This is a genomic window from Pseudomonas zeae (assembly GCF_014268485.2).
Taxonomy (GTDB): domain Bacteria; phylum Pseudomonadota; class Gammaproteobacteria; order Pseudomonadales; family Pseudomonadaceae; genus Aquipseudomonas; species Aquipseudomonas neuropathica.
In genome coordinates, this window is record NZ_CP077090.1 from 3,872,848 (window position 1) to 3,888,253 (window position 15,406).

Below are 15,406 nucleotides of genomic sequence, written 5' to 3' on the forward strand. Positions count from 1 at the left end.
ACTAGATGTGGTAGATGTCGATGACCTGACGGACGTAATCGTTTTTCAGCACGACTTTCTTGGCCTTGATCAGCGGCTGTTCGCCACGCAGATCGAGGGTGTAGAAACTGCTGCCGAAGTAGCTGTCGGTGACCTGATAGCGAAAGCTCAAGGTGTGCCAGTTGAAACGCACTTGGCATTGCCCTTCGCTGTGCTCGACGATCTCGATGTTGCTCAGGTTGTGTGAGGTGCGAGTGTCGGGAATGGTCGCGCTGGAGCGCTCGGTCTTGATCCGGAAGATGCGGTCTTCGAGGCCGCCACGGTTGCCGTACCAGATCAGCGAGATTTCGCTTTGCGGGTCTTCGGTGAGGGTGTCGTTATCGTCCCAGGCCGGCATCCAGAAAGTCGCGTCGGCGGCGTACAGCTCCAGCCATTGATCCCACTGGCCGTCATCGAGATAGCGCGCTTCGCGGTAGAGAAAATCGCGCACGCTGTCGTAGAGGTTGCTCATCACACGGCCTCCACGGGGATCAGTTGTGGTTCGGTGGCCGCGGCTTTGAGCATGGTTTCCTGCCAGTACTTGTGTTGCAGCACGAACAGGCCTTCGTCTTCGGTGCGCATGCCGGAGAGCAGTGGTTTGAGGTCGATTTCTTCGGCTGCTGCGTCGGCGCCTTCGACCCAGTGAGTCGCGCCCCGGGACATGTCGTTCCAGCCACGCCCGGCGCCGTAACCGGTCTGGCACGAGCGGAACTCTTCCAGGTCATCCGGCGTGGCCATGCCGCTGACATTGAAGAAATCTTCGTACTGACGAATGCGTTTGGCACGGGCCTCGGCGCTCTCGCCTTTGGGGGCGATGCAGTAAATGGTGATTTCAGTCTTGTCGACCGAGATTGGCCGGGCGATGCGGATCTGCGAACTGAACTGATCCATCAGATACACGTTCGGGTACAGGCACAGGTTGCGCGAGTTTTCGATCATCCAGTCGGCTCGAGCCTGACCGAAATCACGGGCGAGTTCATCGCGGCGCTCGTAGGCGGGACGGTCTTCGGGGTTGGCCCAGCGGGTCCAGAGCAGCAGATGGCCGTGGTCGAAGGAGTAAAAACCGCCGCCCTTCTTCGCCCAGCTGCCGGCGCTCATGGTCTTGATCGCTTCACCCGCTTCGCGTTGCTGGCGCTGGTTCTGGGTGGCGGCGTAGTTCCAGTGCACCGAGCTGACGTGGTAACCGTCGGCGCCATTTTCAGCGGTGAGTTTCCAATTGCCTTCGTAGATGTAGGAGCTGGAACCGCGCAGCACTTCCAGGCCTTCTGGCGACTGGTCGACGATCATGTCGATGATTTTTGCCGATTCGCCCAGATGCTCAGCGAGGGATTTCACATCAGCATTGAGGCTGCCGAACAGAAAGCCGCGATAGGACTCGAAACGCGCAACTTTGGTCAGATCATGGGAGCCTTCGCAGTTGAAGCCTGCGGGATAACCGGCTTCGCTCGGGTCTTTGACCTTGAGCAGTTTGCCACTGTTGTTGAACGTCCAGCCGTGGAACGGGCAGGTGTAGCTGGAGCGGTTGCCGGACTTGTGCCGGCACAACATGGCGCCGCGATGGCTGCAGGCATTGAGGAACGCATTGAGCACACCGTCCTTGTTGCGCGCGATGAAGATCGGCTGACGCCCCATGGTCGTGGTCAGAAAATCGTTGTTGTTGGGGAGCTGGCTTTCGTGGGCGAGGTAAATCCAGTTGCCTTCGAAGATGTGCGCCATCTCCAGTTCGAACAGCCGCGGATCGGTGAACATCTCCCGCTTGCAGCGGTAGGCGCCCTTCTCCTTGTCTTCTTCAAGCATGGCATTGAGGTAGTCGATTCCCAGGGACATGGCCGGGGCCTCCATTGTTATTGTTCAGGCCAGGTCAGATTAGGGAGGCGTAGCACGGGGCAATAGCCGAATCCTGCAGATCGCTATCCGATTTGTGCAGGATGGCGCGGCAGGTGATTCGGGGAAGTTTCAGCGGGGAGTGTTAGTGGCGGCGTTTGAAGGTCTGCGACGGCAGTTCACCGAACTGCTGGCGATAGCTTTCGGAGAAACGGCCCAGGTGCAGGAAGCCGTAGTCGAGCGCCAGCTCGGTGAGGTTGCGCACCGGGCAGCTTGGATCACTGAGGCAGGCGTGGATGCGCGCAAGCTTGCGTTGGCGGATGTATTGCATCGGCGTAACGCCCAGTTGGCGTTCAAACAAGGTGTACAGCGAGCGCGGGCTCATGCTCGCCTGTGCGGCCAAATGTTCAGCCGGCAAATCCAGTTTCAGGTTGCGGTCGATGTAATCGACGATGCGTTCGAAGCTGATGTTCGGTGCACTCAGGCATTCACGACTGACGTTGGTGCTCATCAGCGAGATCAGTTTGCTGCCGATGATCTGCGCGTAATGCTCCTGCACCCGCAGCAACGGATCGCTGGCCTCGGCTTCTTGACAGATCATCGCGAGCAGGTTGGTGAAGCCTTCCAGCTCATCCAGCCGATAGTGATTGCGCAGGAAACGGATACCGCTTGCCGGACGCTGCCAGCGCTGCTCGTCACACACCGATTCAAGCACGCTGACCGGCACCTTGAGGATGAATTTCTCGCAATCATCCGAGTAAGTCAGATCGACCGGATCATCCGGGTTGATCAACAGCAACTCGCCCGGCACCAGATGCTGCTCGCGCTTGTGCCCGCGCCACAGGCAATTGCCTTGCAGCAGCACTTGCAGATGGTAAACGGTCTCCAGGGCCACGGAGGTCACGCGTACGCTGCCGCCATAGCTGATGCGGGCCAGATCGAGATCGGCGAGTTTGCGATGGTTGAGGCTGGCTTGCGGGTGGGTGGTTCTGGACAGGCCGATGAAGTGCTGGCCGACGTGCTGATTGACGTAGTCGGAGACGGCATAAGGGTCAGCGTGACGAAACACGCTGCTGCGATCGCTCAGCAGATGGCTGTCCATGGGGCGTTGCTCATTGTTGTCGTTATTTTGGGATCACGGGGTTTCAGACATCACGAGTCACAGTACGCCGGAGTGTCGGAGTGGGCAATTGGACGAAGGTTTGGGTATTCGATAATCGAACACTTCTTGCGGATTACGGCGTGGTTTGTCCAACGCCTACACTTGCCGAAGAAATGCCCTACACGCCAAAAAAGCAGATACAGAAAAATCCTACTTATGACAGCTTCAAAAGACAAAAAAAGCCCGTTTCAGTCGAAACTGAAACGGGCTTCTCCCACCTCAACGGCCGTTACTTCAGGTCGTCAAAGTGGTCTCGCAGGAACTCGTAAAAGCGAAAGGCTTTAAACAATCTCCATACAAGGCTCAGCGTACGCAGCAAAAGCTTCATACGTTTTGGCCTCCAGGGCTGGGGGCCAAACCTCCAACAAGCTTACCGGATCATGCTTGCCTTCAGCTGGCATGTCATAGCAGCTAGTGAGGTGGCCGGTTGAAAGCCCTCCGAAGTATCATCCCGGCACGGGTGCAAAACCGTGTCAGAGGGAATGAAACCGTTGAGTTGCCAGCCAAACCTCGTCGCTGCTCAGACATGTGAGCGTCAGCATCATAACCCTCAATAGAACGATACATGACCAGGTAATTCATCGGCTTTGTAAAACGTTATTTCTGCCAGTATTTCTCTTTTCAACATTGGATAACGTATGCATCCACCTGATACAGAATATTAATGTTGCGAGGGGACGCAAAGACTCATACCATGAGCACATGTCATAGCAGCTAGTGAAGCAACAAACCTCGGTCGCAAACCAAGGTTTACAAAAAAACCGCCCCGCAAAGGCGGTTTTTTTCGTCTGCCTTTTCACTGCACCCGCCGACGAAAAACAGCTCACAACGCGCGCGCCCACGTCTGACTTACCAGGTCCTTGCCAAAGCTGTGAACCGCCTCCTCCTCCACCAACTCAAACCCGGCCTGCTGATAAATCTTGCGTGCAGCCGTCAGGTTGCTGGTCGTCCACAAGGTCATTTTCTGGTAACCAACCTGACGGGCGAAACGCAGGCACTCCTCGACCAGACGACTGCCAATACCTAAGCCCCGCGCACTGGCGTCGACGTAGAGCATGCGCAGTTTGGCGGTCGTTTCATCCTGGCGGACGATGAACACGGAGCCGATGACCTTGCCGTCTTTTTCGGCAATCCAGCAGCGCTCACAGGTGGGGTCGTAATCGCGCAGGTACTTGGCGACCACCTCGGCCACCAGCGCCTCGAACTCCGAATTCCAGCCGTATTCGCGGGTATACAGTGCGGTTTGCTGTTGCATCACCGTACCCATATCGCCGGGCTGCGGATCGCGTAATACGTAGGTTGAGTCTTTGTTGTCTTGCAGCAGTGTCTGGATCAGCGTCATGGCGCCGATCAGTTGTTTCTGCTGCGGTTCAGGCAATCGCTCGAGCATGGCGACGATCTGTTCGCGGGAAGCCTTTTCCAGCGGGACCAGAATTTCGCGCCCGAGGTTGGTGAGGTGCAATTGCGCAGCGCGGCCGTCCGTAGGCGACGGCACTTTCTGGATCAAGTCGCGCTTTTCGAAACCGCTGATGATGCGGCTCATGTAGCCGGCATCGAGGCCGAGCATCTGGCGCAGTTCTGCGCTGGTCAGGTCACCGCGCGACGCCAGCTCATACAAAATGCGCAACTCGGTCAGCGAGTAGTCGCTTTGCAGCAGATGCTCCTGCAGTACGCCGATCTGATGGGTGTAGAAGCGGTTGAAACCGCGCACAACGTCGGCTTGCTCGAGAAGATGGCTGCTGGACATGGCAAATGCTCAGTTAATTGCTTAAGGCAACTATATATTTGCCAAAAGCAACCATGTCAACAGAAAGCTATCGGCACTTGGCCAACACCACCTGACAGGTATCCGGCGTGCCCCCGGAGCGTCCGGCATAGCGGATGCAGTTGTTCATCGACTTCTGCCGGGCCATGTTCAAACTGGAGCCCCAGGCCAGACCGCCCTCGCCGACCGACGGCAGGGCTTTGGCGTAGCAGGCGTCCCCGACGCCGGAAGGCGGATAGTGTTTGCGGCCTGAGCAGCCTGCCGTGAACGCCAGGCTGAGGGCGATCAAGGTGAGTAAAACCCCGCGCGAGCATCGGTTAATCATCGTATTCCACCTGCCGCCAAAGGGGTCGTGACCTGCAGAGTCTAGCCCCCTCATCTGCACAAATCTTCTAAACCTCGATGAGCATTGCGCGGTATTTTATGGGGCCGCACCTTTCAATGGCGAACACTGGAGCTTTCGTGGATAAACGCAACTGGATCGAGCTGTCCCAGGATGCCGACACCGGGATTGAATCGATTCGTGCTCATTTTCAGGGGCATGCCTACGATCCGCACTGGCATGACAGTTTCCTCGTCGGCGTCACCGAGCAAGGTGTGCAGCAGTTCAACTGCCGCCGCGTGCGTCATCGCAGTACCCCGGGCAATGTGTTCCTGCTGGATCCGGGGGAAATCCACGATGGCCAGGCGCCGACCGAGGAAGGTTTTACCTACTCGATGCTCTACCTCGATCCGCACTGGCTGGAGCGTGAAATGCACGCGCTGTTCGAAGACGCACCGTCCGACAGCCAGCCCGGTTTTGCCGACACGCTGAGTCAGGATCCGCGTCTGGCCACAGCGATCAATCACGCTTTCCATGCCTTGCATGACGGCGATCTGCGCATCGTCCGGCAGACCGCCATCGACGGTCTGCTGAACTCGCTCACGCGTCATCTCGACTGGCGCAAGCGCCAGGTTTTCGATCCGCGCCTGCCATTGGTGGCGCAACTGGCGCGGGATTACCTGCACGCGCATACCTATGAAGATATCGGTCTCGATGATCTCGCGCGGGTCTGCGGGGTGGACCGTTTCCGTCTCAGCCGGGCGTTCAAGTCTGCCTTCGGCCTGGCGCCGCACGCCTACCTGATCCAGTTGCGCCTGGCCAAGGCGCGGCAGTTGCTGGCGCGCGGTGAAACGCCGGCGCAAGTCGCCAGCGTGCTCGGTTTTGCCGATCAGAGCCACCTCGGTCGCTGGTTCCGGCGCGCCTATCAACTGACGCCGGCGGATTACCGCAAACGCTGCTCAAACCTTCCAGACTGACGCACGCCGTCTGGCGATCATGGATACCTGTGTTGATTTTCAGGGAATCCCGATCATGGCGTCATTACTGCCCTTCCTGCTGTTTGCTTTCGTTGCCTCGATCACGCCGGGGCCGACCAATATTCTGGTGTTGAGCCACAGTTCGCGCCAAGGCCTGCTCGCCACGTTGCCGATCATTTTTGGCGCCTGCGCGGCGGCGGCCCTGATCGTGCTGGTGGTCGGCCTCGGTGCCGGCGAAACGTTGCTGCGCTACCCGCGTGTGCAGCAAGCCATGGCCTGGGGCGGCGTACTCTGGTTGAGCTGGCTGGCGTGGCAGATCTTTCGCAGCACGCCGCCATCACTGAACCCGGCGGATGCCCAGGAAGAACGTTTCAGCGTGCTGGGCGCTGCCATGCTGCAACTGGTCAATCCCAAGGTATGGATGATGGCGGTGGCAGTGGTAAGCGTGTTTGTGGGCGGGGGTGACAAGACCCTGCGGCTGCTAGCGTTGTCACTGGCGTTTTTGCTGGTGTCGCTGCCGTGCATGACGTTCTGGGCATTGCTGGGTGTGGGCAGCGCACGGTTGATGGGCTCGCCACGGGCGTTCAAGCGCATGAATGCGGCACTGGCGTTGTTGCTGCTGCTCTCGGCATGGCTGACCGTCCTGGCATAACGCCCCTTCAGGAGCTGCCGAAGGCTGCTTCTACGGAGGAATGGGCTGTCAGCTCAGGCCACGTTCGGTGAGGAATGCCGAGATGTAATCGATGAACGCCACCACCTTCGCCGTGGCCCGCCGATGGCTCGGGTACACCGCGAGAATGTGCGGGCCGAAGGTATCCGGGTCGATGTCGTAATCGGCCATGACCCGCACCAGTCGCCCGTCGGCAATATACGGTGCGGCGCTCCACAGCGGCGTGTGCAGCAAACCGCGCCCGGCCAAAGCACTGGCCAGCAGCAAGTCGTAATTGTCGCTGCGCAACCGCGGCGCCGCCGGTTGCGCCAGACTCAAGCGCTGCCCGTCACGCTCGGCCCACCAGAATTCGCGGCTGAGCAACGGGTGCTGATAGAGCAGCCACTCATGCTGCTCAAGGGTTTGCGGAGTCACCGGCAAATCCTTGCGCGCCAGGTACTCCGGACTGCCGCACAGGGCCAGTCGATTGCTACCCACCACCCGCGCAATCAGCCCCGGCAAGTCATCGTGGCCTTCACGCAGCGCCAGGTCATAACCACTTTCCAGCAGGTTGACGAAGGCATCGCACAGGTCCACTTGCAGACTGATCTGCGGATATTGCTGCAGAAAGCCGTCACACACCTGATCGAGAAACGCCCGCCCATACGCCAGCGGCGCGGTGATTTTCAGGTTGCCGCGCAAGCCGTGCTGCAACTGCTCGATTTCCTCGCCGGCCTCTTCCAGCCGCTGCAACACCAGCCGTGCGGTTTCCAGGTACACCCGGCCGATTTCGGTCAGCAGAATCCGCCGTGTACTGCGCTCAAACAGGCGTGCACCCAGCTCCGATTCCAGGTGATTGACCGCTTTGGTCAGCGCCGACGGGGTCTTGCCCAACTGCTCGGCGGCGCGGCTGAAACTGCCGAGCTGCGCAGTGACCACGAACATTTTCAATGCACCCAGCTTGTCCATGCTTTTTCCATTCAGGCAAAAACGTTTTTCGTGAGGGAGGCGTTCTGTCGACCGCTGTCAGCCACTAATCTCGCCATCAGACGCAATAACAAGGAAATCTTCAATGAAAAGATTCATCCCGAGTCTGTTGGTAGCCGCTGTAAGTTTTGCCTCGATGGAAGCCATGGCCGCTGCTGATCTGATCCTGCTCAACGGCAAGATTTTCACTGCCGACCGCGCACAACCCAAGGCGCAAGCCCTCGCCGTAGAGAACGGCAAAGTGCTGAAGGTCGGCACCGACGCGCAGATCAAAGCCCTGATCGAATCCGGCACCCAAGTCATCGATCTCAAAGGCAAAGCGCTGATGCCCGGCCTGATCGACAGCCATTCCCACGCGATTTTCGGCGGACTGGAAATGGTCTCGGCGAACATGGAAGACGAAGTCGTCAGCCTCGACGAACTGCAAAAACGCCTGCGCGACTGGCGTGCAGACGGCAAGGCCAAACACGGCGACGTGCTGAGCATCGCCGGCATGAGTTCGGCCTATTGGGCGCAGTCCGAAGCCTTGGGCAACACCTTCAACAACGGCGAATGGGCCAATGTGCCGGTGGTGTTTATCGGCAGCGACCACCACACGGCGTGGGCCAACAACGTCATGCTCAAGCGCGCCGGGATTGATGCGGCCCTGCTGAAAACCCTGCCCGACGCGGAAAAAGACACCATTGGCAAACTGGCCAACGGTGAACCGAACGGCTTTGTGGTCGACGCCGGTTGGGACCGGGTCGCCTCGAAAATGCCAGTGCCAAGCCCAGCCGACATGTTGAACGCCGCCAAATCAGCGGTGCGCTACAACAACAGCCTGGGCATCACCGCGTGGATGGATCCAGCCGCCAACGCCGCACCGGGTGAAGCGGTGTTCGCCCTCAAACCGACCGAGAAAACCGTCGGCGTGCTGCCGGCCTATAAAGCCCTGTCGGAAAGCGGCGACATGAGCGTGCACGTCGCGGCGCTGTTGGTGGCCAACCCGAAAAGCCTACCCGCCGACCTCGATACGCTGGACAAGGTGCGCCAGCAATTCCAGGGCATTCCCAACCTGACCCTGCCCGGGATCAAGATCTTCGCCGACGGCGTGATCGAGTTCCCGGCGCAGAGCGCGGCAATGATCGACCCGTACAGCAATTCGCACAAACAGGGCGAACTGCTGATCGATCCGCAGCATTTCGGCGAACTGGTCAGCGCCATCGACCAGCGCGGCTGGCTGGTGCACATCCATGCGATCGGCGACCGCGCGGTGCGGGAATCGCTGAACGGCATTGCTCAGGCGCGCAAGGATCGCCAGAGCGGCGTGACCCACTCGATTACTCACCTGCAAATGGTCAACCCGCAAGAGTTCGCCCGCTTCAAACCGCTCAACGTGATCGCATCGATGCAACTGCTGTGGGCCAGCGCCGACGACTACACCACCGACATGATCAAGCCCTACGTCAGCGCCCTCGCCTTCCGCTATCAGTACCCGGCGCATTCGCTGCTGAAACAGGGCGCGACGATCGCCGGCGCGAGTGACTGGCCGGTGTCGACACCGAATCCGTTCAACGCCATGGCCCAGGCGATTACCCGTGTCGGACCGTTGGGTGTGCTCAATGCCGATGAGCGTCTGGACCGTGAAACCATGTTCTACGCCTACACCGTCAACGCCGCGCGGACCATTGGCCTGGAGAAGCAGATCGGCTCGCTGACGCCGGGCAAGCAGGCTGACTTTATCGTGCTCGACCGCGATGTGTTCAGCGTCGACAACAAAGCCCTGCATGACACCCAGGTTTTGCAGACCTGGTTCGGCGGCCGTCAGGTCTATACCGCCACCCAATAACAACACTGTTCCCCCTGTGGGAGCGAGCCTGCTCGCGAAGGCGGCGTATCAGTCGCCATCAATGCTGAATGAACCAGCGCTTTCGCGAGCAGGCTCGCTCCCACAGGGTCTGTGCGGATGGTCGAGATCGAATCCCCCACAGCTCTCTTTCTGCCCAAAAATAATCACAACATCGGGACCTCACATGAAAGCCTTGCCCCTGTTCGCCCTGAGTTTCTTGAGCGTGCTGCCCTTGAGCAGCTTTGCGATCCCTTTGAACGATGACTTTGCGCTGGAGGTAGACCTGGCCCTCGCCAGCGACTACCGCACGCGTGGCATCTCGCAAACGCAAAACGACCCTGCCGTGCAAACCGGTCTCACCCTCGCGCACAGCAGCGGTCTGTACCTCGGCGCGTGGAGTTCCAACGTCGACTTCGGTGGTGGCCTGAAAACCCGTCAGGAAGTCGATTACTACGGCGGCTGGCTGTGGCAGGCGACCGAGGAAGTCAGCCTCGATCTGGGCTACATCAAGTACGCCTACCCCAAGGAAAGCCAGTTCAACCAGAGCGAGGTCTACGGGATTCTCGGGGTTTATGGGGTGAAGCTGGCGGCGTATTACTCCAGTGATGCGCCGGGGATCGATAGCAAGCAGAGTTCGCTGTACAGCTACATCGGTTATGAAACCGAATTGCCGTTCGACTCGGGACTGAAGCTGCGTTACGGCAATATGGATTTCAAGGATCCGCATCTGTACTCGGCGTCCGGGCAGGCCGAGGACAGTTATCGCGAGTGGGAAGTCAAACTCACCCATAACCTCGCCGGCGTGGTACTGGGCCTGAGCTACATCGACACCGATCTCTCACAAACCCAATGTCTGAGCAATTGGGGTTTCAAAGACGTTTGCACCGCCACCGTCGTCGCCAGCGTCAGCAAATCTTTCTGACCCCACCGAGATCCATTGTAGGAGTGAGCCTGCTCGCGATAGTGGTGTGTCAGGCAACACATCGACACCTGACACACCGCTATCGCGAGCAGGCTCACTCCTACAAGGATTTGCTCTGAATTCGGTAGTTGTTACAGGATGTTTACGAATTTTTTACTAATGTTCTTCTACAGTTACACGCGCAACCGCGTGGTTTTCTATTCAAGTAGAGGAATGTTTGACATGGCTTTGGGCAACGGACTGCGTTTACCGTCCATCACTCCTACCCGACTGGTGCTGCTGTTTTCCCTGGCGCTGGTGGCGTTGTACAACCTGGCGACCTGGAAGGCGCTGGGCACCCTGATCACTTTGCAAGGCGCGCACAAACTGGCGTTTTTCGCCTCGTTCGCGCTGTTTTTGTGGGCCGCGATCACCCTGCTGCTGACCCTGGTGTCGTTTCGCTGGACACTGAAACCGGCGCTCACCCTGGTCGCTCTGCTCTCGGCCTGCGCTGCCTATTTCATGAACGAATACGGCATCACCATCGACACGGTGATGATTCAGAACGTCTTCGAAACCAACCCCGCCGAAGCCACCGCGCTGTTCAGCGGCAAGCTGTTGGCTTACCTGCTGCTGCTCGGGGTGTTGCCGGCGGCGCTGATCTGGCGCTGGCCGGTGAGTTATCGACCGTTCTTTCGCGGCCTGCTCAACAAGGTGCTGGTGATCATCGCCTGTGTGCTGGTGATCGCCGCGTCGGTGGGCGCGTTCTATTCGACCTACGCACCAATCTTCCGCGAAGAAGACAAGCTCACCCACTTCATCAACCCGACCAACTATATCTACGCGATCAGCAAGTACACCAAGCAACGCCTGGGCATCAAAAAACATTTCGTGGTGCAGGCCATCGGCGAAGACGCGGTGATGAGCGCCAACGCGGCCAGCCGCGAGAAGAAATCGCTGATGGTCTTCGTGGTCGGTGAAACCGCCCGCGCCGATCACTTCTCGCTAAATGGCTACGAGCGCGAGACCAATCCCGAGCTGAGCAAACTCGACATCCTCAACTTCACCCAGGTGCATTCCTGCGGCACGTCGACGGCGGTCTCAGTGCCGTGCATGTTCTCGATGTTCCCGCGTGAGGATTACAGCGACAAGAAAGGCAAAACCTACCAAGGCCTGCTCGACATTCTCCAGCGTGCCGGCGTGCAAGTGCTGTGGCTGGACAACAACAGTGACTGCAAAGGCACCTGCCTGCGCGTACCGCATCGCGACATTTCGAAGAATCAGCCGGGGCCATTCTGCGACGGCAACAACTGCCTCGACGAGGCGCTGTTGCAAGATCTGCAAAGCTACATCGACAGCCTCAAGGGCCACGCGATCATCGTCCTGCACGCCGATGGCAGTCACGGCCCGGAATACTACGAGCGCTACCCGAAAGAGATGGAGCGCTTCAAACCGATCTGCCACACCAACCAGTTGGGCAGTTGCAGCCGCGATGAACTGGTCAACGTGTACGACAACACCATCCTCTACACCGACCATTTCCTTGCCAAGGTCATCGAACTGCTCAAGCGCAATCAGGACTCACTGGACACGTCGATGGTTTACGTCTCCGATCACGGCGAATCGCTGGGCGAGAACGGGCTGTACCTGCACGCGGCCCCGTATGCGCTGGCGCCGCAAGCGCAGACCCATGTGCCGATGGTGATGTGGTTTGGCAATGGCACGCTCGCCAGTGAGGGGATTGATCGCGGTTGTTTGCAAGGCAAGACCGGGCAGGCCGATCTGAGCCACGACAACCTGTTCCACTCGGTGCTGGGGTTGTTTGATGTGAGGACGTCGGTGTATCAGCCGGGGCTGGATATTTTTCATGGCTGCCGGCCTTCGATGACGGCTGCGCAATAACCGGGGAATTACACAAATTCCCTGTGGGAGCGAGCCTGCTCGCGAAGGCGGCGTATCAGTCGCCATCTATGCTGAATGAACCACCGCATTCGCGAGCAGGCTCGCTCCCACATTTGGATATTTGTGTGGGTCAAGAATTGAGGTTTGCCAGATAGGCCCACGGGTAGATGCCGCGTTGATGGCCGTCGCTGAAGATCAGTTGCACGCCGTAGCCCTGGGGGTTGAGTTCGATCAGGCGCACGCGATCATCCACCAGTGGTGTCATGCCTTGGAGGCGAAACGCGCGGCATTGCGAGCACGGGCACTGACGGCGCAGTTCGGCGTGATTGAGCTGTTGTTCGCGGCCATCCGGCCAGCTCAAGCGCAAGGTGCCTTCGCTTTGCGAATTAGCCATCGACAGCGGGTTCATTGCAACTGACTCAAGGCGATGCGCACGGCTTTGCGCACCTCCGGGTCGCCGTCGTCCTGCGCGGCCTGCAACGCGGCCACGGCGCCGCGATCATGCAGTTCGCCCAAGGCCAGCGCGGCCTCTTTTCGCAGGTTACTGATGCGATGGCCGAGGGTGTCGATCAGGGCGTCCAGCGCCGGGGCGAAACGCAAACGGCCGAGGCTGCGGGTAGCGCGCAGGCGCACTTGCCAATAATCATCGCTCAAGGCTTCGACGAGCGCGGAACCAGCGTCAATATGGCCGACCTTGCCCAAGGTCGTCGCGGCTTCTTCGCGTACTTGCCAGGCGTCATCCCGCAAGGCCTGGCGCAGGGCTGGCAACACTTCGGCGCTGGAGGCCAAGCCCAAAGCGCCAGTCGCAGCACGGCGTACTTCGGTGTCGGGGTCAGCGCTGGCCAATCGTGCCAGGGCGGGCAAAGCGTCGAGCTGCTTGAGCCAGCCGAGCACGCCCACGGCTTCACGACGAACGCTGGCGTCGGCATCGTTCAGCGCCGAAACCGCTGCCGGCGCGGCGGCGGCGAAACGCAACTCACGCAAGGCACGGAATGCGGCGATACGCACGCTGACGTCGGCGTGATCGGTCCAAGGCAAAATCACCTGCCCCGCCGCTTCCGTTTTGAGCAAGCTCAGGCTCTGCGCGGCGGCCGACTGCACGGCGAGCGACGGGTCGGTCAAGGCTTCACACAAGGCCTGCACGACGTCCTCATCCTCCCAAGCCTCCAGCAAACGTGCGGCTTCAGCACGAACTTCTTCGGCGGAATCTTGCCTCAGGCGATCAACCAGCCAGAGCAAGCCATCCGGTTCTTCCAGATCCGCCAGATCAATCAGCGCAATGCGTCGCACACCGGCGTCTTCAGCGGTGAGGCGCGGTTGCAGATCGAGAATGTCCTGGTTATCGGTCACAGCAAAAATAGAGGTCATAGGGCAAATCGCGGCAAAGGGGTTTCAGGAGGCAGACCGAGCGGGTTGAGGCGCGGCAGCGGTCGGCCGTTGTCGTGGCGCAGCAGATCGAGGCAGTGGCGTTTGAGTCGGGAGAATTCAGGGCTGGTGACCAGTTCGCTGGTGCGTGGCCGGGCGAAATCCAGACGCAAGTCTTCGATGATTCGCCCCGGTCGCGCGCTCATCACCAGCAAACGGTCGGCGAGAAACAGCGCCTCGTCGATGTCATGGGTGACGAACACCACCGTGGTGCGGATCCGCGTCCAGATGTCCAGCAGCAGCTCTTGCATGTTCAAACGGGTGAGCGCATCCAGCGCGCCGAATGGCTCGTCCATCAACAGCAGACGTGGGCGGTTGACCAGCACGCGGGCGATCTCCACCCGTTGCTGCATGCCGCCGGAGAGTTGATCGGGCCAGCGTTCGGCAAAGCCGTCGAGGCCGACCAGTTTAAGGATGTCATCGGCGGCGCGATGGCGCTCAGCCTTGCCGATGCCACGCATTTTCAGGCCGAAAGCCACGTTGTCACGCACCGTGCGCCACGGAAACAACGTGTGGTGCTGGAACACCATGCCGCGCTGTGGAGACGGCCCGGACACCGCCGCGCCATCGACTTTCAGACTGCCGGCATGAGCACTGAGGTGCCCGGCCAAGGCGCCAAGCAAGGTCGATTTGCCGCAACCAGACGGACCAAGAATGCACACGAACTGGCCCGGTTCAATCTGGCAATCAAGTTCGCGCACGGCTTCGAACGCTTCACGCCCTGCGCCGAGGACGATGGACAACTGGCGAATGTCGATCCGCCCTTCCGGGGTTTGCATCACGCTCATCAGGCTTTTCCTCGCGGTCGATGCCAGGGCGTGAACAGCCCGCCGAGGCGTTTGATCAGCAGGCTGCTGCCCATGCCCAACACGCCGATCAGCAGCATGCCGACGACGATGTCGGCGTAGTTCTGAATCGTGTAGGACTCCCAGGTGTAATAACCGATGCCGAACTGACCGGAGATCATTTCCGCGGTGACCAGACAGAACCATGAGGTACCCATGCCGATCGCCAGGCCCGTGATGATGCTGGGTGCGGCGCCGGGCAGGATCACTTCCAGCAGGATCGCCCGGCGCCCTGCCCCAAGGCTTTTCGCGGAGGCGATCAGACGCGGGTCGACGCCTTCGACGCCGTGTACGGTGTTGAGCAGGATCGGGAACAGCGCGCCGGTGAAGGTGATGAAGACCATCGACAGTTCGGAGGATGGGAACATCAGGATCGCCAATGGAATCCACGCAACGGCGGGGATTGGGCGCAGGACTTCCAGCGGTGGCAGCAGCAGGTCTTCGGCCCACTTCGAACGGCCGATGGCCAGACCGAGGGCGATGCCGATGACTAGCGCCGCGAGATAGCCGGCGAAGACGCGGCTGAGGCTGGCGGTCAGGTGCTGGAGCAACTTGCCAGAATCGCCCAAACCGAGCGCCGCTTCGATCACCGCGATGGGTGTTGGCACGTTAGCGAAGGTGACCAGGCCGAGGTTCCAGTGGTGGCTGGCGGCGAGTTGCCAGAACAGCAGGCAGAGCAGCAAGGATGCGGCTCTTGATGTCCAGCGGATGGGTGTTTTCATCGAGCGGGTTTCCGGTTCTGGATCTGTGTGATGGCTGATATTTACCCCCCTCACCCCAGCCCTCTCCCCCCAAGGGGGG

At 59.7% G+C, this 15,406-nt stretch carries 15 protein-coding genes; 5 read left to right on the forward strand and 10 right to left on the reverse strand.

Annotated features, from left to right (window positions below; translation table 11 throughout):
• Position 1 precedes the first annotated feature (1 nt).
• The 5 genes from benB to HU754_RS17000 all read right to left on the reverse strand — a co-directional run bounded on the left by benB (position 2) and on the right by HU754_RS17000 (position 5,094).
• On the reverse strand, positions 2-490 hold the full coding sequence (gene benB / locus HU754_RS16980) for a benzoate 1,2-dioxygenase small subunit (RefSeq protein WP_093433479.1): 489 nt from the start codon (positions 488-490) through the stop codon (positions 2-4).
• On the reverse strand, positions 490-1,845 hold the full coding sequence (gene benA / locus HU754_RS16985; RefSeq protein WP_099758901.1) for a benzoate 1,2-dioxygenase large subunit: 1,356 nt from the start codon (positions 1,843-1,845) through the stop codon (positions 490-492). The genes benB and benA overlap by 1 nt, the downstream gene beginning before the upstream one ends.
• A 142-nt stretch (positions 1,846-1,987) precedes the next feature.
• Entirely contained in the window at positions 1,988-2,944 is a 957-nt protein-coding gene (locus tag HU754_RS16990) for an AraC family transcriptional regulator (protein WP_186624174.1), read from the reverse strand.
• Between the two features lie 883 nt (positions 2,945-3,827).
• A complete protein-coding gene (locus tag HU754_RS16995) occupies positions 3,828-4,751 on the reverse strand; it encodes a bifunctional helix-turn-helix transcriptional regulator/GNAT family N-acetyltransferase (RefSeq protein WP_186624173.1) in 924 nt (307 codons plus the stop codon).
• Positions 4,752-4,818: 67 nt separating this feature from the next.
• Positions 4,819-5,094, reverse strand: a complete 276-nt coding sequence (locus HU754_RS17000; RefSeq protein ID WP_186624172.1) for a hypothetical protein — start codon at positions 5,092-5,094, stop codon at positions 4,819-4,821.
• Between the two features lie 137 nt (positions 5,095-5,231).
• Between HU754_RS17000 and HU754_RS17005 the strand changes: the two genes are divergently transcribed.
• Both HU754_RS17005 and HU754_RS17010 read left to right on the forward strand, forming a co-directional pair.
• The gene (locus tag HU754_RS17005; RefSeq protein ID WP_186624171.1) at positions 5,232-6,068 is read left to right on the forward strand and encodes an AraC family transcriptional regulator; all 837 of its coding nucleotides are present in this window, start codon (positions 5,232-5,234) and stop codon (positions 6,066-6,068) included.
• A gap of 55 nt (positions 6,069-6,123) precedes the next feature.
• On the forward strand, positions 6,124-6,720 hold the full coding sequence (locus HU754_RS17010) for a LysE family translocator (RefSeq protein WP_186624170.1): 597 nt from the start codon (positions 6,124-6,126) through the stop codon (positions 6,718-6,720).
• 48 nt (positions 6,721-6,768) lie between these two features.
• Here HU754_RS17010 and HU754_RS17015 read toward each other — a convergent pair whose 3' ends face one another.
• Positions 6,769-7,686: a LysR family transcriptional regulator gene (locus HU754_RS17015; RefSeq protein WP_186624169.1), complete on the reverse strand. Its 918-nt coding sequence runs from the start codon at positions 7,684-7,686 to the stop codon at positions 6,769-6,771.
• A 103-nt stretch (positions 7,687-7,789) separates the two neighbouring features.
• On the opposite strand from HU754_RS17015, the gene HU754_RS17020 reads away from it, so the two are divergent.
• The 3 genes from HU754_RS17020 (at position 7,790) to HU754_RS17030 (ending at position 12,335) form a co-directional block, all read left to right on the forward strand.
• Positions 7,790-9,532, forward strand: coding sequence for an amidohydrolase (locus HU754_RS17020; RefSeq protein WP_186624168.1), 1,743 nt, complete (start codon positions 7,790-7,792; stop codon positions 9,530-9,532).
• Between the two features lie 184 nt (positions 9,533-9,716).
• Entirely contained in the window at positions 9,717-10,454 is a 738-nt protein-coding gene (locus HU754_RS17025; RefSeq protein WP_186624167.1) for a TorF family putative porin, read from the forward strand.
• A 228-nt stretch (positions 10,455-10,682) separates the two neighbouring features.
• Positions 10,683-12,335 carry a phosphoethanolamine transferase gene (locus HU754_RS17030; protein ID WP_437182489.1) on the forward strand — a complete coding sequence of 551 codons (1,653 nt, stop codon included), beginning with the start codon at positions 10,683-10,685 and terminating at the stop codon, positions 12,333-12,335.
• Positions 12,336-12,465: 130 nt separating this feature from the next.
• Here HU754_RS17030 and HU754_RS17035 read toward each other — a convergent pair whose 3' ends face one another.
• The 4 genes from HU754_RS17035 to HU754_RS17050 are packed head-to-tail and all read right to left on the reverse strand — an operon-like array spanning position 12,466 to position 15,327.
• Positions 12,466-12,744: a DUF971 domain-containing protein gene (locus tag HU754_RS17035; RefSeq protein ID WP_186624165.1), complete on the reverse strand. Its 279-nt coding sequence runs from the start codon at positions 12,742-12,744 to the stop codon at positions 12,466-12,468.
• Complete coding sequence (locus HU754_RS17040) at positions 12,741-13,703, reverse strand: HEAT repeat domain-containing protein (RefSeq protein WP_186624164.1); 963 nt, start codon at positions 13,701-13,703, stop codon at positions 12,741-12,743. The genes HU754_RS17035 and HU754_RS17040 overlap by 4 nt, the downstream gene beginning before the upstream one ends.
• On the reverse strand, positions 13,700-14,548 hold the full coding sequence (locus HU754_RS17045) for an ABC transporter ATP-binding protein (protein ID WP_186624163.1): 849 nt from the start codon (positions 14,546-14,548) through the stop codon (positions 13,700-13,702). The genes HU754_RS17040 and HU754_RS17045 overlap by 4 nt, the downstream gene beginning before the upstream one ends.
• Positions 14,548-15,327 carry an ABC transporter permease gene (locus HU754_RS17050; protein ID WP_102901951.1) on the reverse strand — a complete coding sequence of 260 codons (780 nt, stop codon included), beginning with the start codon at positions 15,325-15,327 and terminating at the stop codon, positions 14,548-14,550. Before HU754_RS17050 ends, HU754_RS17045 begins: the two co-directional genes overlap by 1 nt.
• Positions 15,328-15,406: the final 79 nt, after the last annotated feature.

Coding starts and splice junctions, on each gene's coding strand:
- benB (WP_093433479.1), bottom strand. CDS start 490: ATGAGCAACCTCTACGACAGCGTGCGCGATTTTCTCTACCGCGAAGCG.
- benA (WP_099758901.1), bottom strand. CDS start 1,845: ATGTCCCTGGGAATCGACTACCTCAATGCCATGCTTGAAGAAGACAAG.
- HU754_RS16990 (WP_186624174.1), bottom strand. CDS start 2,944: ATGGACAGCCATCTGCTGAGCGATCGCAGCAGCGTGTTTCGTCACGCT.
- HU754_RS16995 (WP_186624173.1), bottom strand. CDS start 4,751: ATGTCCAGCAGCCATCTTCTCGAGCAAGCCGACGTTGTGCGCGGTTTC.
- HU754_RS17000 (WP_186624172.1), bottom strand. CDS start 5,094: ATGATTAACCGATGCTCGCGCGGGGTTTTACTCACCTTGATCGCCCTC.
- HU754_RS17010 (WP_186624170.1), top strand. CDS start 6,124: ATGGCGTCATTACTGCCCTTCCTGCTGTTTGCTTTCGTTGCCTCGATC.
- HU754_RS17015 (WP_186624169.1), bottom strand. CDS start 7,686: ATGGACAAGCTGGGTGCATTGAAAATGTTCGTGGTCACTGCGCAGCTC.
- HU754_RS17020 (WP_186624168.1), top strand. CDS start 7,790: ATGAAAAGATTCATCCCGAGTCTGTTGGTAGCCGCTGTAAGTTTTGCC.
- HU754_RS17025 (WP_186624167.1), top strand. CDS start 9,717: ATGAAAGCCTTGCCCCTGTTCGCCCTGAGTTTCTTGAGCGTGCTGCCC.
- HU754_RS17035 (WP_186624165.1), bottom strand. CDS start 12,744: ATGAACCCGCTGTCGATGGCTAATTCGCAAAGCGAAGGCACCTTGCGC.
- HU754_RS17040 (WP_186624164.1), bottom strand. CDS start 13,703: ATGACCTCTATTTTTGCTGTGACCGATAACCAGGACATTCTCGATCTG.
- HU754_RS17045 (WP_186624163.1), bottom strand. CDS start 14,548: ATGAGCGTGATGCAAACCCCGGAAGGGCGGATCGACATTCGCCAGTTG.
- HU754_RS17050 (WP_102901951.1), bottom strand. CDS start 15,327: ATGAAAACACCCATCCGCTGGACATCAAGAGCCGCATCCTTGCTGCTC.